Annotated in this window: 25 protein-coding genes; all 25 read right to left on the bottom strand. The window is 47.9% G+C overall.

The window, feature by feature from the left end:
* Window positions 1-17 precede the first annotated feature (17 nt).
* Window positions 18-374, bottom strand: coding sequence for a 50S ribosomal protein L18 (gene rplR, locus AC2D8L_RS03565; protein ID WP_484684075.1), 357 nt, complete (start codon window positions 372-374; stop codon window positions 18-20).
* A gap of 12 nt (window positions 375-386) precedes the next feature.
* A complete protein-coding gene (rplF, locus tag AC2D8L_RS03560) occupies window positions 387-920 on the bottom strand; it encodes a 50S ribosomal protein L6 (RefSeq protein WP_484684074.1) in 534 nt (177 codons plus the stop codon).
* Between the two features lie 57 nt (window positions 921-977).
* Window positions 978-1,376, bottom strand: coding sequence for a 30S ribosomal protein S8 (rpsH, locus tag AC2D8L_RS03555; RefSeq protein WP_484684073.1), 399 nt, complete (start codon window positions 1,374-1,376; stop codon window positions 978-980).
* 13 nt (window positions 1,377-1,389) lie between these two features.
* Window positions 1,390-1,695: a 30S ribosomal protein S14 gene (gene rpsN / locus AC2D8L_RS03550; RefSeq protein WP_484684072.1), complete on the bottom strand. Its 306-nt coding sequence runs from the start codon at window positions 1,693-1,695 to the stop codon at window positions 1,390-1,392.
* Window positions 1,696-1,726: 31 nt separating this feature from the next.
* Window positions 1,727-2,287: a 50S ribosomal protein L5 gene (rplE, locus tag AC2D8L_RS03545; RefSeq protein ID WP_484684071.1), complete on the bottom strand. Its 561-nt coding sequence runs from the start codon at window positions 2,285-2,287 to the stop codon at window positions 1,727-1,729.
* Window positions 2,280-2,594 carry a 50S ribosomal protein L24 gene (gene rplX / locus AC2D8L_RS03540; protein WP_484684070.1) on the bottom strand — a complete coding sequence of 105 codons (315 nt, stop codon included), beginning with the start codon at window positions 2,592-2,594 and terminating at the stop codon, window positions 2,280-2,282. The genes rplE and rplX overlap by 8 nt, the downstream gene beginning before the upstream one ends.
* A gap of 2 nt (window positions 2,595-2,596) precedes the next feature.
* Window positions 2,597-2,965, bottom strand: coding sequence for a 50S ribosomal protein L14 (gene rplN, locus AC2D8L_RS03535; RefSeq protein WP_284365725.1), 369 nt, complete (start codon window positions 2,963-2,965; stop codon window positions 2,597-2,599).
* 76 nt (window positions 2,966-3,041) lie between these two features.
* Window positions 3,042-3,275 carry a 30S ribosomal protein S17 gene (rpsQ, locus tag AC2D8L_RS03530; RefSeq protein ID WP_484684069.1) on the bottom strand — a complete coding sequence of 78 codons (234 nt, stop codon included), beginning with the start codon at window positions 3,273-3,275 and terminating at the stop codon, window positions 3,042-3,044.
* Window positions 3,276-3,285: 10 nt separating this feature from the next.
* Window positions 3,286-3,483, bottom strand: a complete 198-nt coding sequence (rpmC, locus tag AC2D8L_RS03525; protein WP_484684068.1) for a 50S ribosomal protein L29 — start codon at window positions 3,481-3,483, stop codon at window positions 3,286-3,288.
* A 12-nt stretch (window positions 3,484-3,495) separates the two neighbouring features.
* On the bottom strand, window positions 3,496-3,909 hold the full coding sequence (gene rplP / locus AC2D8L_RS03520; protein ID WP_484684067.1) for a 50S ribosomal protein L16: 414 nt from the start codon (window positions 3,907-3,909) through the stop codon (window positions 3,496-3,498).
* A 15-nt stretch (window positions 3,910-3,924) separates the two neighbouring features.
* Complete coding sequence (gene rpsC, locus AC2D8L_RS03515) at window positions 3,925-4,641, bottom strand: 30S ribosomal protein S3 (RefSeq protein WP_484684066.1); 717 nt, start codon at window positions 4,639-4,641, stop codon at window positions 3,925-3,927.
* Window positions 4,641-5,021, bottom strand: coding sequence for a 50S ribosomal protein L22 (gene rplV, locus AC2D8L_RS03510; RefSeq protein WP_484684065.1), 381 nt, complete (start codon window positions 5,019-5,021; stop codon window positions 4,641-4,643). Before rplV ends, rpsC begins: the two co-directional genes overlap by 1 nt.
* Window positions 5,022-5,023: 2 nt before the next feature.
* Window positions 5,024-5,302: a 30S ribosomal protein S19 gene (gene rpsS / locus AC2D8L_RS03505; protein WP_484684064.1), complete on the bottom strand. Its 279-nt coding sequence runs from the start codon at window positions 5,300-5,302 to the stop codon at window positions 5,024-5,026.
* 5 nt (window positions 5,303-5,307) lie between these two features.
* Entirely contained in the window at window positions 5,308-6,147 is an 840-nt protein-coding gene (gene rplB / locus AC2D8L_RS03500; protein WP_484684063.1) for a 50S ribosomal protein L2, read from the bottom strand.
* Between the two features lie 18 nt (window positions 6,148-6,165).
* Window positions 6,166-6,459: a 50S ribosomal protein L23 gene (locus tag AC2D8L_RS03495; protein WP_484684062.1), complete on the bottom strand. Its 294-nt coding sequence runs from the start codon at window positions 6,457-6,459 to the stop codon at window positions 6,166-6,168.
* Window positions 6,456-7,076, bottom strand: a complete 621-nt coding sequence (gene rplD, locus AC2D8L_RS03490) for a 50S ribosomal protein L4 (RefSeq protein WP_484684061.1) — start codon at window positions 7,074-7,076, stop codon at window positions 6,456-6,458. Before rplD ends, AC2D8L_RS03495 begins: the two co-directional genes overlap by 4 nt.
* A complete protein-coding gene (gene rplC, locus AC2D8L_RS03485; protein ID WP_484684060.1) occupies window positions 7,076-7,801 on the bottom strand; it encodes a 50S ribosomal protein L3 in 726 nt (241 codons plus the stop codon). The genes rplD and rplC overlap by 1 nt, the downstream gene beginning before the upstream one ends.
* Window positions 7,802-7,825: 24 nt before the next feature.
* The gene (gene rpsJ, locus AC2D8L_RS03480) at window positions 7,826-8,134 is read right to left on the bottom strand and encodes a 30S ribosomal protein S10 (protein ID WP_435668552.1); all 309 of its coding nucleotides are present in this window, start codon (window positions 8,132-8,134) and stop codon (window positions 7,826-7,828) included.
* 65 nt (window positions 8,135-8,199) lie between these two features.
* A complete protein-coding gene (tuf, locus tag AC2D8L_RS03475; RefSeq protein ID WP_484684059.1) occupies window positions 8,200-9,390 on the bottom strand; it encodes an elongation factor Tu in 1,191 nt (396 codons plus the stop codon).
* 51 nt (window positions 9,391-9,441) lie between these two features.
* Window positions 9,442-11,535, bottom strand: coding sequence for an elongation factor G (gene fusA, locus AC2D8L_RS03470; protein ID WP_484684058.1), 2,094 nt, complete (start codon window positions 11,533-11,535; stop codon window positions 9,442-9,444).
* Between the two features lie 22 nt (window positions 11,536-11,557).
* Window positions 11,558-12,028 carry a 30S ribosomal protein S7 gene (gene rpsG / locus AC2D8L_RS03465; protein ID WP_484684057.1) on the bottom strand — a complete coding sequence of 157 codons (471 nt, stop codon included), beginning with the start codon at window positions 12,026-12,028 and terminating at the stop codon, window positions 11,558-11,560.
* 14 nt (window positions 12,029-12,042) lie between these two features.
* Window positions 12,043-12,414, bottom strand: coding sequence for a 30S ribosomal protein S12 (gene rpsL / locus AC2D8L_RS03460; RefSeq protein ID WP_415158197.1), 372 nt, complete (start codon window positions 12,412-12,414; stop codon window positions 12,043-12,045).
* 540 nt (window positions 12,415-12,954) lie between these two features.
* The gene (gene rpoC / locus AC2D8L_RS03455) at window positions 12,955-17,175 is read right to left on the bottom strand and encodes a DNA-directed RNA polymerase subunit beta' (RefSeq protein WP_484684056.1); all 4,221 of its coding nucleotides are present in this window, start codon (window positions 17,173-17,175) and stop codon (window positions 12,955-12,957) included.
* Between the two features lie 91 nt (window positions 17,176-17,266).
* Window positions 17,267-21,427 (bottom strand): DNA-directed RNA polymerase subunit beta, encoded by a 4,161-nt coding sequence (gene rpoB / locus AC2D8L_RS03450; protein WP_484684055.1) that lies wholly within the window; start codon window positions 21,425-21,427, stop codon window positions 17,267-17,269.
* 198 nt (window positions 21,428-21,625) lie between these two features.
* Complete coding sequence (rplL, locus tag AC2D8L_RS03445; protein WP_484684054.1) at window positions 21,626-22,000, bottom strand: 50S ribosomal protein L7/L12; 375 nt, start codon at window positions 21,998-22,000, stop codon at window positions 21,626-21,628.
* Window positions 22,001-22,029: the final 29 nt, after the last annotated feature.

Below are 22,029 nucleotides of genomic sequence, written 5' to 3'. Positions count from 1 at the left end.
TACAGTCAACGCACCCATTAGAAGCGTAGACCACCTTCGCGCGCAGCTTCTGCTAAAGCTTTCACACGGCCATGATAAAGATATGCACCACGGTCAAATACAACGTCTTCAACACCAGCTTTTACAGCACGTGCTGCAAGCAATTTGCCTACCTCACCTGCAGCTGCTTGGTTGGAGCCTTTTTCAACTTTAACATCGCTGTCCAAAGTTGAAGCGGCAACAACTGTGCGGCCAGTTGTGTCATCGATGACCTGAGCATAAATGTTTTTCTCAGAGCGGAATACCGACAAACGAGGACGCCCATTAGCGCGCAACTTAACTGCGCGACGTACCCTCGCCTTACGGCGGTCCTTAGATTGGCTGCGGTTCGCCATAATTTCGCGTCCTTACTTCTTCTTACCTTCTTTGCGGAAGATATATTCGTCTTCATAGCGGATACCCTTGCCCTTATAAGGCTCAGGTGGCCGGAATTCACGAATGTTTGCGGCAACTTGCCCAACAACTTGCTTATCAGCGCCAGAAATAACAATTTCTGTTGTTTGCGGCGCTTGAATTTGGATGCCCTGCGGAGCTTTGAAAATCACGTCATGTGAAAAACCTAGCGCCAATTTAAGGTCTGAACCTTGCATCTGCGCCCGATAACCAACACCAGTGATAACTAGCTTCTTCTGGAATCCATCTTTAACACCAGTAACGATATTCTGTACCAATGTGCGTGACATTCCCCAAGCAGAACGTGCAGCTTTGCTGTCGTTCACTGGAGTGACCTTGACGCCTTCGTCGGTCATTTCAACAGTCACCAGACTTACCAGATCAACAGACAACTCGCCTTTTGGGCCTTTTGCCTTAACTGTCTGGCCTTCGATTGTGACCGTCACACCATCTACTGGGGCGACTGGTTTCTTGCCAATACGAGACATTTTATTTTGCCTTCTCGGATCAAACCGTAGCTTTAATAAAGGAAAATTGTAACCGGTCTAGAAGACGCGGCACAACACTTCCCCACCAACATTATTTGTACGTGCTTCGTGATCGGCCATAACACCTTTTGGTGTAGAAACGATCGAAACGCCCAAGCCATTTGCAACCTGTGGAATATTCTTCACAGAGGCATACACACGACGGCCAGGTTTTGAAACACGCTGGATTTCACGAATGACAGGCTTGTCGTCAAGATATTTCAACTCAACGTCAATTTCCGAGACACCGTTTTCAAATTCAGAAACAGTATAGCCACGAATAAAGCCTTCAGACTTCAAAACATCCAACACACGAGCCCGCAATTTAGATGCAGGTGTTTTGACATTGTTCCGGCTACGCATTTGCGCATTCCGGATACGTGTCAACATATCACCAAGCGGATCAGTAAAACTCATCGCTTAATTCTCCTTACCAGCTCGATTTCACGAGGCCAGGGATTTTTCCCTTATTGCCCAAATCGCGTAATGCAATACGTGACATTTTGAGCTTACGATAATAACCACGAGGGCGACCGGTGACTTCACAACGGTTGCGCACACGAGTTGCGGCTCCATTGCGAGGCATAGCAGCTAGCTTAAGCTGAGCCTGAAACCGCTCGTCAAGTGGAATTGATGCGTCTTTTGTGATCGCTTTGAGTTCAGCGCGCTTAGCTGCATCACGTGCAACCATTTTACGCTTCTTCTCATTGTTCTCTACGGCGCTTTTCTTTGCCATTCTTCTATAGTCCTTATCCGACTGTCACGTCTTAGGCTGTTTGCCCAAACGGGAAGTTAAAGCCCTTAAGAAGCGCCAACGCTTCTTCATTTGTGTTTGCAGTCGTACAAACAATCACGTCCATGCCCCAAATTTGGTCTACTTGGTCGTAATTAATTTCAGGGAAAATAATATGTTCCTTGATGCCCATAGCAAAATTGCCACGTCCGTCAAAGCTTTTTATATTCAATCCGCGAAAGTCACGTACGCGTGGCAAAGCAATGTTCACCAAACGATCCATGAATTCATACATCTGCGCCTTACGTAGTGTCACCTTACAACCCAAAGCCATTTCCTCACGAACTTTAAAGCCCGCGATTGATTTCTTTGCGTGTGTAATAACTACTTTTTGGCCAGCAATTGCTTCCAAATCAGCAGCAGCTGACTTGACTTTTTTGCTGTCATTAACCGCAGCGCCAACACCCATATTCAACACGATTTTCTCGAGTTTTGGGATTTGCATTGGGTTTTTATAGTTAAATTCTTCGGCCAAAGCAGCACGAAGAACTTCATCATAATGCGTGCGTAGGCGTGGGACGTTGTTCTCAGCCATCGATCACTTCTCCCGAGCGTTTCGCAACGCGCTTCTTTTCGCCATCCTTAACAACAAAACCAACACGAGTTGCTTTGTTCTCTTTAGGATCAACAAGCGCAATGTTTGACAGATGAATCGGCGCTTCTTTTGTCAAGATGCCGCCCTCATCAGTTTGAGTTGCACGTGTGTGACGTTTTACAAGGTTCACACCCTGTACAAGCGCACGGTTGTCGCTTGGATTAATGTTCAACACGGCGCCGGTTTTACCCTTATCGCGACCAGTGAGGACAATAACCTTGTCACCCTTTTTAATTTTTGCGGCCATTGCTAGAGCACCTCCGGCGCAAGCGAAACAATCTTCATGTGGTTTTTGGAACGCAATTCACGAGGAACTGGGCCAAAAATACGTGTGCCGATCGGCTCTTCACTAGTGTTCACCAAAACCGCTGCATTGCGGTCAAAACGGATCGTGGTGCCATCAGGACGACGAATGTCTTTAGCTGTACGTACAACAACTGCACGCATAACTTGTCCCTTTTTAACACGGCCACGCGGAATAGCTTCTTTAACGGAAACAACAATAGTGTCGCCCACAGAAGCGTATTTACGCTTAGAGCCGCCCAGCACCTTGATGCACATAACACGACGTGCACCGGAGTTATCCGCGACATCGAGATTCGTCTGCATCTGAATCATGACTGGTAGCCTTCTTAATTGTCGGTTGGTTTAGGCCAACCTCTACTTAAATCCAAATCCGAAATTCGTCACTCACTTAAGAGGCTTGAATAACGGTCCATCTTTTATTCTTCGAAATCGGCGCACATTCTTCGATTTGAACAATATCGCCAATCTTGGCGTTGTTGCTCTCATCATGAGCCTGATATTTCTTTGAACGACGTACCACTTTTTTCAAAAGTGGGTGTGTGAATCTACGTTCGACCCGCACAACAATCGTTTTTTCGTTTTTGTCGGAGACCACGGTCCCCTGCAACATACGCTTTGGCATCAAAACGCTCCTACTCGCCCGCTACGCTTTTCTCGCGCAGGATTGTTTTTACCCGAGCGACATCGCGGCGTACTTGCCGAATTCGCGCGGTATTTTCAAGCTGCTGAGTTGCACCTTGAAAGCGCAGGTTGAACTGCTCTTTCTTAAGGTCAAGCAATTCTTGGTTCAGCTCGTCTGCGGTTTTAGCCCGCACATCATTCGCATTCATTCTCTCGATCCCTTAGTCGGCGATACGTGTAACAACACGTGTCTTGATCGGCAACTTCATTGCAGCAAGGCGCAAGGCTTCACGCGCAACTTCGTCCGACACACCGTCGATCTCAAACATGACCCGGCCAGGTTTCACCCGAGCGGCCCAATAATCCACAGAACCTTTACCTTTACCCATCCGAACTTCAGTCGGCTTAGAGCTAACAGGAGTGTCAGGGAAAATTCGGATCCATACTCGACCCGCACGTTTCATGTGACGAGTCATTGCACGACGAGCAGCCTCAATTTGGCGCGACGTCACACGTTCTGGCTCTTGTGCTTTTAGGCCATGTGACCCAAAGTTCAAAGCGCTACCGCCTTTTGCAACACCGCGGATGCGGCCTTTATGCATTTTGCGGAATTTGGTGCGTTTAGGTTGCAACATTTTTCAATATGCTCCTTAACCGGCGTTCTGACGACGCTGCTGACGCTGAGGTTTCTTATCCCCTGAGCCTTCAGTAGCACGACGTTCGTGTGCCATCGGGTCGTGTTCTAGAATTTCGCCTTTGAAAATCCAAACTTTAATACCGATGATGCCGAAAGTTGTTTCGCCTTCTGCAGTACCGTAGTCGATATCCGCACGCAATGTGTGCAACGGAACCCGACCTTCACGATACCATTCAGTCCGCGCAATATCAGCACCGCCCAAACGACCCGCAACATTCACCCGAATGCCTTGAGCGCCCATGCGCATTGCTGTCTGTACCGAACGCTTCATTGCACGACGGAATGAAACCCGACGCTCAAGCTGCTGTGCGATACCTTGCGCAACTAATGTTGCATCTGTTTCAGGCTTGCGAACTTCAACAATGTTCAAGTGCACTTCTGAATCTGTAAACTTGCGTACTTTTGCACGAAGTTTTTCGATGTCAGCGCCTTTTTTACCGATCACGATACCAGGACGTGCTGTGTGAATAGACACACGACATTTCCGGTGAGGACGCTCGATAACGATCTTAGAAACCGCTGCTTGCTTAAGCGTTTGCTCGAGCATTTTGCGGATCTTCAAATCTTCTTGCAACAAAACACCGAATTCGCCTTTGTTGGCGTACCAGCGGCTGTCCCAAGTACGGTTTACGCCAAGACGGAAACCAATTGGATTGATCTTATGGCCCATTATGCGGCCTCCTCAACTTCACGCACAACGATTGTCAAGTGTGAGAAAGGTTTCAAAATCTTTCCTACACGACCACGTGCACGCGGACGAAAACGTTTCATCACAAGCGATTTACCAACATATGCTTCAGCAACAACCAATGCGTCTGTATCCAGACCGTGGTTATTTTCAGCATTGGCAATGGCGCTTTCCAATGTCTTTTTCACGTCTTTTGCAATCCGCTTAGGAGAGAATGTCAAATCAGCCAAAGCTTTTTCAACTTTCTTGCCGCGGATGTTTGCTGCAACGAGGTTCAGCTTTTGAGGACTGGTGCGCACTTGACGCAGCACTGCCCGTGCCTCGTTGTCTTTAAGCGAACGTTCTCGCTTTGCCTTACCCATCGTTACTTCCTCTTCGCCTTCTTATCGGCGCCGTGGCCGTAATATGTCCGGGTCGGAGAGAATTCGCCAAACTTGTGGCCAATCATCTCTTCGCTAACATTAACAGGCACGTGTTTCTGGCCGTTATAAACACCAAAGGTCAATCCAACAAACTGAGGCAAAATTGTAGAGCGACGGCTCCAAATTTTTATAACCTCGTTGCGGCCGCCTTCGCGGACCTTCTCGGCTTTTTTGATCAGATATCCGTCTACAAACGGACCTTTCCAAACAGAACGTGTCATTTGACCTACCTGCCCTTCTTCTGATGACGTGTACGAACAATGAATTTGTCCGTTGATTTATTAGAGCGTGTACGCTTGCCCTTAGTTGGCTTACCCCAAGGTGTCACTGGGTGACGACCACCAGAAGTACGCCCTTCACCACCACCATGTGGGTGATCAATCGGGTTCATAGCAACACCACGAACACTTGGACGTTTGCCTTTCCAGCGATTACGGCCGGCTTTACCAACGTTAGTGTTTGAGTGGTCGGCGTTAGATACCGCACCAACTGTTGCCATGCAAGAACCTGGAACAAGACGCTGTTCACCAGAACCCAAGCGAAGAATTGCCATACCTTGGTCACGGCCAACATACTGAACATATGTTCCAGCTGAACGTGCGATCTGACCACCCTTCAAAGGCTTCATCTCAACATTGTGTACGATTGTACCCACTGGCATACGCTCAAGTGGCATCGCGTTACCTGGCTTCACGTCAACTGCATTGCGTGAGGAGACAACTTGATCACCTGCACCCAAGCGCTGTGGCGCCAAGATATAAACTTGTTCACCGTCTTCATAGTTCACAAGTGCGATGAAGGCTGTACGGTTTGGATCATATTCCAAACGCTCAACAGTACCAACAACGTCATACTTGCGACGTTTGAAGTCGATCAAACGGTAAGCCCGCTTAACACCACCGCCTTGACGGCGCATAGTGATGCGACCTGAATTGTTGCGACCACCTTTGCTCGACAAACCAGTTGTCAACTTCTTAACCGGGCCGCCCTTGTGTAGTTCAGAGCGGTCAATACCGACCAAAGCGCGTTGACTTGGTGAGGTGGGATTATAATGCTTCAAAGCCATTTTCTAATCGTCCCTGCTCTAAAGTCCGGTTGAAAGGTCGATTGACTGACCTTCTACCAAAGTTACGATGGCCTTCTTAACGTCTTTACGCTGACCAACACGGCCCTTAAAACGTTTTTCCTTGCCCTTGCGGATCAACGTGTTGACCGCTTGTACCTTTACAGAGAACAAACCTTCAACAGCCTTCTTAATCTCAGGCTTCGTCGCGTCAATCGCCACGTCGAAAACAACTTGGTTATGCTCAGAAGCAATAGTTGATTTCTCTGTCACAACTGGGTTGCGAATAATGTTGTATGCGCGTTCAGTGCTCATGAGAAACGTGCCTCCAAGCTTTCCAATGCCGCTTTGGTCAAGACCAATTTAGTGCGACGAAGGATGTCATAAACGTTGATACCTTGAGCCGGCAAAACATCAATGTGCATCAGGTTGCTTGCTGCACGAGAGAAGTTCTCGTCCAATTCAGCACCACCGATAATCAATGCATTGTCAAAACCAAGTGCACCAAAAGACTTCTTAAGTTCAGCAGTCTTAGGCTCTTTAGTTTCGGCTTTATCAAGGATAACCAGGTCACCAGATTTTGCTTTGGTAGACAAAGCATGTTTCAGCGCCAAGGCACGAACCTTTTTAGGCAAGTCAATCGCATGTGAGCGAGTAACCGGACCAAAAGCACGACCACCACCACGGAATTGAGGAACCTTACGGTTACCGTGACGCGCGCCACCTGAACCTTTTTGGCGTACGAACTTCTTGGTTGTACCGCGAATATCGGAACGACCTTTAGTTTCGTGTGTACCAGCCATTTTCTTCAACTGCTGATAGCGAACCATACGGTGCAAAATGTCTGCGCGTGGCTCTAGGCCAAACACGTCATCTGCAAGTTCAACTTTACCAGCTGCTTTGCCTTCAAGAGTTGTTACTGACAATTCCATTATTCAGCACCCCCTTCTTGAACTTCAGCTGCTGGTGCAGCCGCTGCTTCAATTGCTTTGAATGAACCAGGAGTTGGTGCATCCGCAGGAATTGCTTTTTTGACAGCGTCACGAACCATAATCCAACCGCCTTTTGAGCCTGGCACAGCACCCTGAACCATGATCAAACCGCGTTCAACGTCGGTCTTAATCACTTTAAGGTTCTGAGTAGTTGAGCGAACAGCACCCATATGACCGGCCATCTTCTTACCTTTGAAGACTTTACCAGGATCTTGACACTGACCTGTCGAACCATGAGCACGGTGAGAGATAGAAACACCGTGAGTAGCACGCATACCGCTAAAGTTGTGACGCTTCATCGCACCGGCAAAACCTTTACCGATTGAAGTACCAGACACGTCAACCAACTGACCAACATTAAAGTGGTCGGCCAACATTTCGGCGCCCACATCAATCATGTTGCCTTCCGTAACACGGAATTCAGCCAGCTTGCGCTTTGGCTCAACTTTAGCAACCGCGAAATGGCCACGGCCAGCTCGAGTTACATTCTTTACTTTGGCCGTACCAGCACCCAATTGGAGCGCTGTATAACCATCTTTGTCCGCCGTCCGCTGAGCGACAACTTGGCAGTTCTGAAGACCGAGAACCGTTACAGGGATGTCTTGTCCATCCTCAGTAAAGATCCGGGTCATGCCCAGCTTCTGTGCGATCACACCTGAACGCATCGGTTTACACCTTTTTCTTTTATCTTAAAGTTTGATCTCGACGTCCACACCGGCCGCCAAGTCTAACTTCATGAGTGCATCCACTGTCTGTGGAGTAGGCTCAACAATGTCCAAAAGACGTTTGTGAGTCCGAATTTCAAATTGCTCGCGGCTCTTCTTATTGACGTGCGGCGAACGGTTGACAGTGTATTTGTCAATTCGTGTTGGCAATGGGATCGGGCCACGAACTTGAGCGCCTGTGCGCTTAGCAGTGTTTACGATCTCACTCGTTGAACTATCGAGTACTCGATGGTCGAACGCTTTAAGCCGGATACGAATGTTTTGACCATTCATGTCGATGCTTCCTAAAAATACGCGTCAGCGGCACGTTGAAAACGCGCCGCCTATGCGCTGTTAATCTACTCGATGATTTTTGAAACGACGCCGGCACCTACTGTGCGGCCACCTTCACGAATAGCAAAGCGAAGTTGCTCTTCCATCGCGATTGGTACGATCAATTCAACATTCATCTCAACACGGTCACCAGGCATCACCATTTCGGTGCCTTCTGGCAAAGTCACAACACCAGTCACGTCAGTTGTACGGAAGTAGAACTGTGGACGGTAGTTGTTGAAGAATGGCGTATGACGACCACCCTCGTCTTTCGTCAGAATAATCGCTTCACCAACAAACTTGGTGTGAGGCGTTACTGAACCTGGCTTACAAAGAACTTGGCCACGCTCAACTTCTTCACGATCAACACCACGGATCAAAGCACCGATATTGTCGCCAGCTTCACCGCTGTCGAGCAACTTACGGAACATTTCAACACCAGTAACTGTTGTTTTCTGGGTTTCTTTAATGCCGATGATTTCAACTTCTTCACCAACATTTACAACGCCACGCTCAACACGACCAGTAACAACTGTACCACGGCCAGAAATTGAGAATACGTCTTCAATTGGCATCAAGAAAGGCTGATCTTTAGGACGTGCTGGTGTTGGGATATACTCATCAACAGCTGCCATCAGCTCAAGAATTTTCTCTTTACCGATATTGTCATCACGACCTTCAAGCGCTGCCAAAGCAGAACCCGCTACAATCGGAATATCGTCGCCAGGGAATTCATAGTCTGAAAGAAGCTCACGAACTTCCATTTCAACCAATTCCAAAAGCTCTTCGTCATCAACTTGGTCAACCTTGTTCATGAACACAACAAGCGCTGGAACACCAACCTGACGAGCAAGAAGAATGTGCTCACGTGTTTGTGGCATTGGGCCATCAGCTGCGTTAACAACCAAAATAGCACCATCCATCTGCGCCGCACCAGTGATCATGTTTTTCACATAATCAGCGTGGCCCGGGCAATCAACGTGCGCATAGTGACGATTGTCTGTTTCATACTCAACGTGAGCTGTAGAAATCGTGATACCACGTGCTTTTTCTTCAGGCGCTTTATCGATCTCGTCAAAAGCTGTAGCAGTACCACCTTGAGCCTCTGCCAATACTTTCGTAATAGCCGCCGTCAAGGTCGTCTTGCCGTGGTCAACGTGACCAACTGTTCCAATGTTTACGTGCGGCTTGTTCCGCTCAAACTTTTCCTTCGCCATATCGCTCTCTCCGTATTTCGTATCAGCGTAGTGCTGGCGTTAAACTCAAAATTAACTGGCGCTTTGCGCCACAACTTCATCAGCCACTTGTTGTGGCACTTGTGCATAGTGATCGAACACCATGCTAAACTGGGCACGGCCTTGGCTCATTGAGCGCAATGTGTTCACATAACCAAACATGTTGGCCAACGGAACGAATGCATCAATAACCGTAGCATTGCCACGCATGTCTTGACCTTGAACCTGACCACGACGTGAAGTCAGATCACCAATGATGCCACCGGTATATTCTTCAGGGCTAACACATTCGACTTTCATGATCGGCTCAAGAAGCTTTGGACCAGCCATCTTAATCGCTTCGCGGAAACCCGCACGACCAGCTAATTCAAATGCCATCACAGACGAGTCAACATCGTGATAAGCGCCGTCTTTCAAGACGAACTTAACGTCAACCAATGGGAAACCAGCAATTGGGCCAGCTGCCATGATCGATTTCGCGCCTTTTTGTACACCAGGGATATACTCTTTAGGCACGTTACCACCGGTAACAGTGTCAGAGAAATCAAGGCCTACACCAGATTCACCAGGCTCGATTGTGAATTTAATGCGCGCAAACTGACCAGAACCACCAGATTGTTTCTTGTGGGTATAGTCATGGTCAGCAACTTTCGTGATTGTCTCACGATAAGCAACTTGAGGCTGACCAATGTTCGCTTCAACGTTAAATTCACGCTTCATGCGGTCAACAAGAATGTCGAGGTGCAGTTCACCCATACCAGAAATAATAGTCTGGCCACTCTCTTCGTCCGACTTAACGCGGAAGCTTGGATCTTCAGCAGCAAGACGATTAAGCGCAAGGCCCATCTTTTCTTGGTCAGCTTTAGTCTTAGGCTCCACAGCAATATCGATAACTGGATCAGGAAACTCCATGCGCTCAAGAATAACTTTTGAGTTAGGTGCACAAAGTGTATCACCAGTTGTTGTGTCCTTAAGACCAACAATAGCAACGATATCACCCGCATAGGCGTTTTGAATTTGCTCGCGAGAGTTTGAGTGCATCTCAAACATACGACCAACACGCTCTTTTTTCTCTTTCACTGTGTTCTCAACAGAAGAACCAGCTTCAAGCGTACCAGAATAGATCCGGCAGAATGTCAATGAACCCATGTGAGGATCGTTGGCAATCTTAAACGCAAGCATAGAGAAAGGCTCAGTGTCAGACGCTGGACGCGTAACTTCTTCTTCAGTCCGAACATCGATACCAGTGATCGCTGGAATGTCGATAGGTGAAGGAAGAAAGTCAACAACTGCATCAAGAAGAGGCTGTACGCCTTTGTTCTTAAAGGCAGAACCACAGAACACTGGGTAGAAGGCTACGTCGATTGTACCCTTACGAACCAATTCACGGATCTTATCGTTAGAAGGCATTTCGCCTTCCAAATAAGCTTCCATTGCAGCTTCGTCTTGCTCAACAATGGTCTCGATCATCTGCTCGCGATATTCTTCAGCCCGGTCTTTCAGGTCGTCAGGGATTTCAACAACATCCCACTCAGCGCCTAGCGCTTCAGACTTCCAAACAAGAGCGTTCATCTCGATAAGATCAACAACACCAGCAAATTCGTTTTCAGCACCGATTGGCAACTGCATAACAACTGGCGTAGCACCCAAGCGCTTTTTGATCATCTCTACAGAGTTGTAGAAATCGGCGCCAATTTTGTCCATCTTATTGACAAAAATCATGCGCGGCACGTTGTACTTATCAGCTTGACGCCAAACAGTTTCAGTTTGTGGCTCAACACCAGCGTTCGCATCAAGCAAAGCAACCGCGCCATCGAGTACACGCAAAGAACGTTCAACTTCAATCGTGAAGTCCACGTGTCCTGGTGTATCAATAATGTTGAAGCGACGCTTTTTGCCGTCACGACCAGGCCAGAATGTAGTTGTTGCAGCTGAGGTAATTGTAATACCCCGCTCCTGCTCTTGCTCCATCCAGTCCATGGTAGCAGCGCCATCGTGCACTTCACCAATTTTGTGGCTCTTACCGGTGTAATAAAGGATCCGCTCAGTCGTTGTGGTTTTACCCGCATCGATGTGCGCCATGATACCGAAATTGCGATAGTCTTCGATCTTATATTCGCGAGACATAATCGTGATACCCTCTTCGCTTCTACCAGCGGTAGTGTGAGAATGCACGGTTAGCTTCAGCCATCCGGTGCGTATCTTCACGTTTTTTAACAGCTTGGCCGCGACCATTAAGGGCGTCCATTAGCTCACCTGACAAACGATCAACCATCGTGTTTTCACCGCGACCGCGAGCAGCTGAAATCAACCAACGAATGGCCAATGCTTGCTGACGTTCGGTCCGCACTTCAACAGGCACCTGATAAGTCGCACCACCAACACGGCGAGAACGAACTTCAACCGCTGGGCGGATGTTATCAAGAGCTGTGTGAAACACACCAATCGGATCTTGCTTCGTACGCTCTTCGACCAAATCGAATGCACCGTAAACAATACGCTCTGCTGCTGACTTTTTGCCATCAATCATGAGCGAGTTCATAAATTTCGTAACGACAAGATCACCGAACTTTGGATCCGGGTTGACTTCTCGTTTTTCTGCGCGATGTCGACGTGACATATTACAACAGCTCCTTACTTAGGCCGCTTTGCGCCGTACTTAGAACGACGTTGTTTACGATCCTTGACGCTTTGGGTATCCAAAACGCCGCGCAAAATATGGTAACGTACACCTGGAAGGTCACGTACACGGCCACCGCGAATAAGAACAACAGAGTGCTCTTGTAGGTTGTGACCTTCACCTGGAATATAAGAAATAACTTCGCGCTGGTTCGTTAGACGAACCTTCGCAACTTTACGCAACGCAGAGTTAGGCTTCTTAGGGGTCGTTGTGTACACACGGGTGCAAACGCCACGCTTTTGCGGGTTCGCTTCCATCGCTGGTACTTTGTTCCGCTTCGGCTTTGGCTGCCTTGGCTTGCGGATCAATTGGTTTATGGTCGGCATATTGCTCGAACCTTCTTTTTCATCCGTTCAAAAACTCATGTTTAACAGTTCACAACAACCAACATGGCACCCGCCATCCCCCAAATTGAGGTTCGGCAGCGCCAAATAATACAGAGGATTACCTGAAAACAGGAAATCTTGTGTCTCGCAATTGTCGCGTCTGTTACCCGTCAGTGTGTTTGAAGCACTTGTATTTCAGGCCTTTTAGGCTGACCCGAATAATTTGTGCTCCACGACCTACTGTGAAGGTAGGGCGTTATTAGTTCGATCTGGCCCCTACGTCAAGGGTTTGTGGCATTTTTTTACCAAATGAGCCAATCAGATCGATATTGGACGAACCTTGCGCTGATATTGTGTCAAATCAAATGACATTGCCACTTGCATTAGTGTGAAACAGCAAATCTGAATCACATTTCAACAACTTACGCCGATTTTCAGAATCACAGTGTGAATCAGATGAATCACTACATAAACAACAAAGGGCGCCCCACCGGGACGCCCTAATGCAAATTTGATGTCGCTGAGTGCCGCTATTGGCGATTACTCAGCAGGTTGTTCACTTGTCTCAGGCGATGCTTCAAGGCGAAGAGCGTTGCGGGTTGCAAGCTCCTCATCCGCTTGACGTTTACGCTCAGCCAAAATGAGGTCATCACGTTTTCCAGAGATACGCTGGGTATCCGCTGTGAAGGCACCTGTTCCCACTGGGATTAAGCGACCAACGATGATGTTCTCTTTAAGACCTTCAAGTGGATCAGCCTTACCGCTAACCGCAGCTTCAGTTAGTACGCGTGTTGTCTCTTGGAACGAAGCCGCAGAGAAGAACGAACGTGTTTGAAGCGACGCTTTGGTGATGCCCAATAGAACTGGAACGCCCACTGCTGGCTTACGGCCATCAGCGACCAAACGCTCATTGAGTTCATCAAAGTCAATCTGATCGACATTCTCTTCTTTGATCAGACCTGAATCACCTGGATCCGTGATCTCAACTTTTTGCAACATCTGACGAACGATCGTTTCGATGTGCTTATCGTTGATGCCCACACCCTGCAGACGGTAAACCTCCTGAATTTCATTCACGAGGTAACGCGCCAACTCTTCAACACCCTTAATTGCCAAGATGTCGTGAGGTGCAGGATTGCCGTCCAAGATATATTCGCCACGCTCAATTGGATCACCCTCTTGAAGATGGAATGGCTTGCCTTTTGGAATTAGATATTCCGCAGGTTCCATAGTCTCATCACGAGGTTCGATAACGATCCGACGTTTGTTCTTGTAGTCGCGACCGAAACGAATTGTACCATCGATCTCTGCGATAATCGCATGATCTTTAGGACGACGCGCTTCAAACAATTCCGCAACCCGTGGCAAACCACCGGTAATGTCTTTTGTTTTCGCACTTTCAAGTGGGATACGAGCAATAACGTCACCAGGCTTAACTTTCGCACCTGGCTCAGCTGCGATAACCGCATCAACTGACAATAGATAACGCGCATCGCCACCACGATCAGATTTAGCAACCTTGCCGTCTTTGTCCATAATGGTCAAAGCAGGTTTCAGGTGTTCGCCACGTGGGTTTGAACGCCAGTCGATGACCAGACGCTTGGTAAAGCCTGTGCTTTCGTCGGTCTGTTCTGAAACAGACGCGCCGTCAACAAGGTCCTCAAATCCGATTTCACCAGCAATCTCGGTCAAGATTGGACGAACATACGGATCCCATTCAGCAACACGTTGACCAGCATTGATCATCTCGCCCGCTTCAACTTTCAAAGCTGAACCGTACGGCACTTTATGGTGTCCAAGTTCGTTACCGTCTTCGCCTGTGATCACGAGCTGTAGCGAACGGCTCATATTGACCCATTTGCCTTCACTGTCTTTCACAACAGAACCATTACGGAACGAAACTTTACCAGTGTGGTTAGCCTCAATGAACGAGGTATCAACAACCTGCGCTGTACCACCAATGTGGAACGTACGCATGGTTAGCTGAGTACCAGGCTCACCAATTGACTGAGCAGCAATAACACCAACCGCTTCACCCATATTAACAGGGGTACCACGTGCAAGGTCACGACCGTAACATGAGCCACAAACGCCGTGACGTTGTTTACATGTTAGAACCGAACGGATCTTAACGGAGTTGACTTTTGCTTCCTCAACACGATCAGCATCTGCTTCGTCCATCAATACGCCCTTCGCAACCAGCACTTCGCCAGTTTTAGGATGTAAGATGTCTTCTGCCGACGTACGACCAAGAATACGGCTACCAATAGAAGCGATAATGTTACCACTATCGATAATTGGCGTCATCGTCAGACCATCGTCTGTGCCGCAATCATTTGTCGTAATGATACAATCTTGCGCAACGTCAACCAAACGACGAGTTAGATAACCCGAGTTCGCAGTTTTCATCGCCGTATCAGCCAAGCCCTTACGTGCACCGTGCGTCGAGTTAAAGTACTCGTTAACGGTCAGGCCCTCTTTAAAGTTCGAGATAATCGGCGTTTCAATGATGCCACCATCAGGACGCGCCATCAAACCACGCATACCCGCAAGCTGCTTCATTTGTGCTGGTGAACCACGCGCACCAGAGTGCGCCATCATGTAAACCGAGTTGATCGGTTTTTGACGTTTGGTTTCTTCATCCATCTGTACAGACGAAATCCGAGCCATCATTTCATCAGCAACTTTGTCACCACACTTGGCCCAAGCATCAACAACTTTGTTGTACTTCTCGCCGCGTGTGATCAAGCCGTCATTGTACTGCTGTTCGAACTCTTCAACCTGACGACGTGTATCATCAACGATCTTCGCTTTGGTGTCAGGGATAACCATGTCATCCTTACCAAACGAGATACCCGCTTTACACGCATGACGGAAACCAAGATCCATGATCTGGTCACAGAAGATGACAGTCTCTTTTTGACCACAACCACGGTAAACCGTGTCGATCAGTTTCGAGACCATTTTCTTCGTCATCAATTGGTTACACTCAGCAAATGGCACCTTGTCACTCTTAGGCAACAATTGTGCAATCATCATGCGACCAGGCGTCGTGTCATGAATTTCATGATACTCATTGCCTTCAGCGTCAACTGTCGTGAAGCGACCTTTGATTTTGGTGTGCAGTGTAATGATACCGCGAGAAAGAGCATGCTCAATTTCGCCCATGGAAGCGAAGGCCATACCTTCACCTGGTTCATTGTCTGACATCAAAGACAGATAATAAAGACCAAGAACAATATCCTGCGACGGCACAATGATCGGTTGACCGTTGGCTGGGTGCAAGATGTTGTTTGTAGACATCATCAACACGCGTGCTTCCAACTGGGCTTCCAGTGAAAGTGGCACGTGAACCGCCATTTGGTCACCGTCAAAGTCAGCGTTAAACGCAGCACAAACCAATGGGTGCAGCTGGATAGCTTTACCTTCGATCAATGTTGGTTCAAACGCCTGAATGCCCAAACGGTGCAATGTAGGCGCACGGTTCAACATCACTGGGTGTTCACGAATAACTTCGTCCAAGATATCCCAAACTTCGGGACGTTCTTTTTCAACCAGCTTTTTCGCTTGCTTAACCGTTGTTGAAAGACCTTTTGCTTCAAGACGCGAATAGATAAACGGCTTGAACAATTCAAGCGCCATCTTTTTCGGCAAGCCACATTGGTGCAGTTTCAACTCTGGACCCACGGTGATCACTGAACGACCAGAATAATCAACACGCTTACCAAGCAAGTTCTGACGGAAACGGCCCTGCTTACCCTTCAACATATCTGAAAGAGATTTCAGTGGACGTTTGTTCGCGCCAGTAATTGTACGGCCACGACGACCATTGTCGAACAACGCATCAACAGACTCTTGAAGCATCCGTTTTTCGTTCCGGATGATGATGTCAGGTGCACGAAGCTCCATCAAACGCTTCAAACGGTTGTTACGGTTGATAACCCGACGATACAAATCGTTCAAATCAGATGTCGCGAAACGGCCACCGTCTAGTGGCACCAATGGGCGCAACTCAGGCGGAATAACCGGCACGATCGTCATGATCATCCATTCAGGACGGTTGCCCGACACGATGAACTGCTCAACAACCTTAAGGCGCTTGCCCAATTTCTTTGGCTTAAGCTCTGTGGTCGCTTCTGCAATTTCGACGCGAAGTGTTGCAGCCAACTTTTCCAAGTCAAGTGCTGCCAACATTTCACGAATGGCTTCCGCACCAATCATCGCAGTAAAGCTATCAGCGCCATATTCGTCTTGGGCGTCGATAAACTCTTCTTCTGTGATCAACTGGTTCACATTGAACGGGCTAAGGCCCGGTTCAATCACCACATAATGCTCAAAATAAAGAACGCGTTCCACGTCTTTCAACGTCATATCGAGCAATAGCGCAATACGAGAAGGAAGCGACTTTAGGAACCAAATGTGTGCAACCGGAGCTGCCAATTCGATGTGGCCCATGCGCTCACGACGAACCCGAGACAAGGTGACTTCAACGCCACACTTTTCACAGATCACGCCTTTGAACTTCATACGCTTATATTTGCCGCAAAGACATTCATAGTCTTTTTGCGGACCAAATGTACGCGCACAGAACAAGCCATCACGCTCAGGCTTAAATGTACGATAGTTGATCGTTTCTGGCTTCTTAATTTCGCCAAAAGACCAGCTAAGAATTTTCTCAGGACTCGCGATGTTGATCTTTACCTGATCAAACACCTGTGCCTGAGTTTGCGGATTGAAAAGATCCATGACTTGATGGTTCAATTTCGTATCTCCTTTGTTGCAGGTGGGGCGGAACGTCTCCCGATCCCCTTCAATACCTGCGGAAAATTAAAGCGATTAAGGATGCTGCCGATTACTCAGCTGCATCAGCAGGTTGACCTTGTTCGATCTGTTCCTGCTCATCCTCATCTTCAAAGTCATCTTCGCTTGCACTACTCAATTCAACATTGAGGCCAAGTGATCTGATTTCCTTGATCAACACGTTAAAGCTTTCTGGAATTCCAGCTTCAAACGTGTCATCGCCCCGAACGATTGCTTCGTAGACTTTCGTCCGGCCCGCAACGTCATCCGATTTAACAGTAAGCATTTCTTGAAGCGTATAAGCCGCGCCATAAGCCTCAAGTGCCCACACTTCCATTTCACCAAAGCGCTGGCCACCAAACTGTGCCTTACCACCAAGCGGCTGCTGGGTAACAAGAGAGTATGGTCCAATGGAACGCGCGTGGATTTTGTCATCCACCATGTGGCCGAGCTTCAGCATGTAAATGTAACCAACGGTTACATCACGGTCGAACTCTTCCCCAGTACGTCCATCAATCAAACGAGATTGACCAGAGGCTTCAAGCCCTGCCTGCTCAAGCATCGTCACAATGTCAGCTTCTTTCGCACCATCAAATACTGGTGTTGCGATTGAAACGCCTTTGGTGCCCAAATACTCAGACAAACGAACAACACTGTCGTCATCAAGGTTTTCAATATATTTGTCGTCCGTATAAAGAGCGTCTAGCTCGTTACGTAGCGGCTCAATATTGTTCTGACCTTCACGCTTATAAGTGTCATACATCTCGCCGATCTTTTTGCCCATTCCGGCACAAGCCCAACCAAGATGCGTTTCCAGGATCTGACCAACGTTCATCCGACTTGGCACGCCAAGTGGGTTCAAAACGATGTCGACTGGTGTACCGTCGGCCAAGTGAGGCATGTCTTCAATCGGCATAATGCGCGATACAACACCCTTGTTACCGTGACGGCCGGCCATTTTGTCGCCAGACTGGATTTTACGTTTCGTTGCCACAAAGACTTTGACCATCTTCATAACGCCAGGTGGCAATTCGTCACCACGCTGAAGTTTGTCGACTTTGTCGATGAAACGCTGCTCAAGTTGAGTGCGGCTATCTTCATACTGGCCTTGCAAAGCTTCGATTTCAGACATCACTTTGTCGTCGTCGACTGCAAATTGCCACCATTTCGAGCGAGGCTGGCTTTCAAAGACAACGTCATTCAACTTAGTGCCTGCAACATAGCCCTTTGGACCTGCTGTGGCTTCTTTGCCGAACAACATTTCTTTAAGACGCGCATAAACGTTACGATCAAGGATTGACTGTTCGTCATCCCTATCTTTCGCCAAACGTTCAATTTCTTCGCGCTCGATAGCCATCGCACGTTCGTCTTTGTCGATGCCGTGTCGGTTAAACACACGAACTTCGATCACTGTGCCAGCATCCCCAGGAGGAACACGAAGTGAAGTGTCACGAACGTCAGACGCTTTTTCGCCAAAGATCGCACGAAGAAGTTTTTCTTCCGGTGTCATTGGGCTTTCGCCTTTTGGAGTAATCTTACCAACCAAAATGTCGCCAGCTTCAACGTCTGCACCAATGTGCACGATGCCTGCTTCGTCGAGATTTTTCAGAGCTTCTTCAGAAACGTTTGGAATATCACGTGTGATTTCCTCAGGACCCAATTTGGTATCCCGCGCCATCACTTCAAACTCTTCCAAGTGAACTGACGTAAACACGTCATCTTTCACGATGTTTTCAGAAAGAAGGATTGAATCCTCATAGTTGTAGCCATTCCATGGCATAAACGCCACGAGAACGTTCCGACCAAGGGCCAAGTCACCCATATCTGTAGATGGGCCATCAGCAATTGTATCGCCAGCATCAACATGATCGCCCACAACAACCAGCGGACGCTGGTTAATGCATGAAGATTGGTTAGAACGCTGGAACTTCATCAATGTGTAGATGTCCACGCCAGATTTTGAAGCGTCAGTTTCTTGCGTTGCACGAATAACGATACGAGTCGCATCAACCTGATCAACAATGCCTGGACGCTTAGCAACAATCGCAGCACCTGAATCGCGTGCTACAACAGCTTCCATGCCTGTACCAACAAACGGTGCTTGTGCACGAAGCAATGGCACAGCCTGTCGCTGCATGTTTGAACCCATCAAAGCGCGGTTCGCATCATCGTTTTCCAAGAATGGAATAAGTGAAGCAGCTACCGAAACAACTTGTTTTGGTGAAACGTCCATCAAGTCAATCGCTTCGCGTGGTGTCAAAGACACCTCACCCGCATGACGTGATGTCACAAGGTCATTTGCAAATCCGCCATCATCGGCCAATTTCGCGTTAGCCTGAGCAACGTTGTATTTCGCTTCTTCCATTGCAGAAAGATAAACAACATCGTCAGTCACTTTGCCGTCGACAACTTTACGATATGGCGCTTCAATAAAGCCGTATTTGTTGACTTGGGCGAACGTTGCCAAAGAGTTGATCAAGCCAATGTTTGGACCCTCTGGTGTTTCAATCGGACAGATACGACCATAGTGCGTGGTGTGCACGTCACGTACTTCAAAACCAGCACGCTCACGTGTCAAACCACCAGGGCCGAGCGCTGAAAGACGACGCTTATGCGTAATCTCTGAAAGCGGGTTGGTCTGATCCATAAACTGTGACAATTGCGATGAACCAAAGAATTCACGTACCGCAGCTGCTGCTGGTTTCGCGTTGATCAAGTCTTGCGGCATCACTGTGTCGATTTCGACAGATGACATCCGCTCTTTGATCGCACGTTCCATACGCAACAATCCAAGACGGTAATGGTTTTCCATCAACTCGCCAACTGAACGCACGCGACGGTTACCAAGGTTATCGATATCGTCAATGTCGCCTTTGCCATCGCGAAGGTTGACCAACGTACGGACAACTTCAACAATGTCATCTTTACGCAGAACGCGAACAGTGTCTTCACAATCAATATCAAGACGCATGTTCATTTTCACGCGACCAACGGCAGACAGGTCATAACGCTCTGAATCAAAGAACAATGATTCAAACATAGCTTCGGCTGTATCGATGGTGGGTGGTTCACCCGGACGCATAACACGATAAATATCGAACAACGCATCTTCGCGAGACTCGTTTTTGTCCAACGCCAATGTGTTACGCAAATATGCGCCCACAGTTACGTGGTCAATATCAAGCACTGGAATGCTGTCAAAGCCAGCTTCTACCAACTTCGCCAATGATTCATCATCGAGCTCGTCGCCGGCTTCCATGTAGATTTCGCCGGTTTCGTCATTGATAAGATCTTCAGAAACATAGTTGGTGAACAAATCAACATCTTCAACCAAGATGTGCGTCATGCCACCTTCATGCAACTTTTTCGCAGCACGAGCAGATAGCTTTTTGCCAGCTTCGTGAACAACATCACCTGTATCTGCATCGATCAGATCTTTAGCAGGTTTCGTTGCGCGTAGCTTTTCCCACACATATGGTTGGCGCCAACCAGCTTCGGTGCGCTCATACGTAATTTTGTTGTAATATGTATCCAGAATTTCTTCTGCATCCATACCCAAAGCTTTGAGCAAAGACGTTACAGGAATTTTGCGGCGACGGTCGATGCGGGCATACACGACATCTTTCGCGTCAAACTCGATATCAAGCCATGAGCCACGATAAGGAATGATACGCGCGGCAAACAACAATTTGCCTGAAGAGTGAGATTTGCCTTTATCGTGGTCAAAGAACACACCAGGTGAACGGTGCATTTGAGAAACGATAACACGCTCGGTGCCATTAACAACAAACGTACCGTTGCCGGTCATGAACGGCATATCGCCCATGTAAACGTCTTGTTCTTTAATGTCTTTAACTGACTTCGCGCCTGTTTCCTCGTCGATTTCAAACACGATCAGACGAAGGGTGACCTTCAACGGCGCTGCAAATGTCATGTCACGTTGGCGACACTCATCTACATCATATTTTGGCTGTTCAAATTCATAAGACACGAAGTCCAACGAAGCTGTGCCAGCAAAATCAGAGATAGGGAAAACTGATTTGAATACAGATTGAAGTCCAGCATCATCACGACCGCCCTCAGGCGCGTCAACGATCAAGAATTGATCATATGAAGCTTTTTGAACTTGAATCAGATTTGGCATCTCCACGACTTCGCGGATGCTGCCAAAGGATTTGCGTACTTTACGACGACCTTGGTAGTTGGTGGTCATGCCCGCTCCTATATTTTGAAATACTTTAAGGGCAACTGTCCAGAATGCCGAAAATTATCTTCGGCACTCGGGACATCTGCCCTATTTTTTGTTTACCGCAACTTCGTCCGCCAGATGGAACGGACCAGTTTTACTTCGCTCATATACGCTGAGCGAAAGAAAGTGGCGCGACGTTAATACCGCGCCACTTCCAAAGACTTACTTAAGCTCGACAGAAGCACCAGCTGCTTCAAGCTTACCTTTAAGCTCTTCAGCTTCAGCTTTTGCAACGCCTTCTTTAACAGGCTTAGGTGCACCTTCAACAAGATCTTTAGCTTCTTTCAAGCCAAGACCAGTGATTGCACGAACTTCTTTAATCACGTTGATTTTCTTGTCGCCTGCAGCAGTCAGAATTACGTCGAATTCTGTTTGCTCTTCAGCGGCAGCGCCACCAGCGTCGCCTGCAGCAGCAGCAACAGCTACTGGAGCAGCGGCAGAAACGCCCCATTTTTCTTCAAGCATTGTAGAAAGTTCTGATGCTTCAAGAACTGTTAGGGCAGATAGGTCTTCAACGAGCTTTGCTAGATCAGCCATTGTATTTTCCTTATATATTTCAATTCGAA

It is taken from the genome of Maritalea sp. YIW29, from assembly GCF_057219265.1.
The sequence above is the reverse complement of the archived record's forward strand: the minus strand, read 5'-3'. Positions and strand labels throughout refer to the sequence as shown.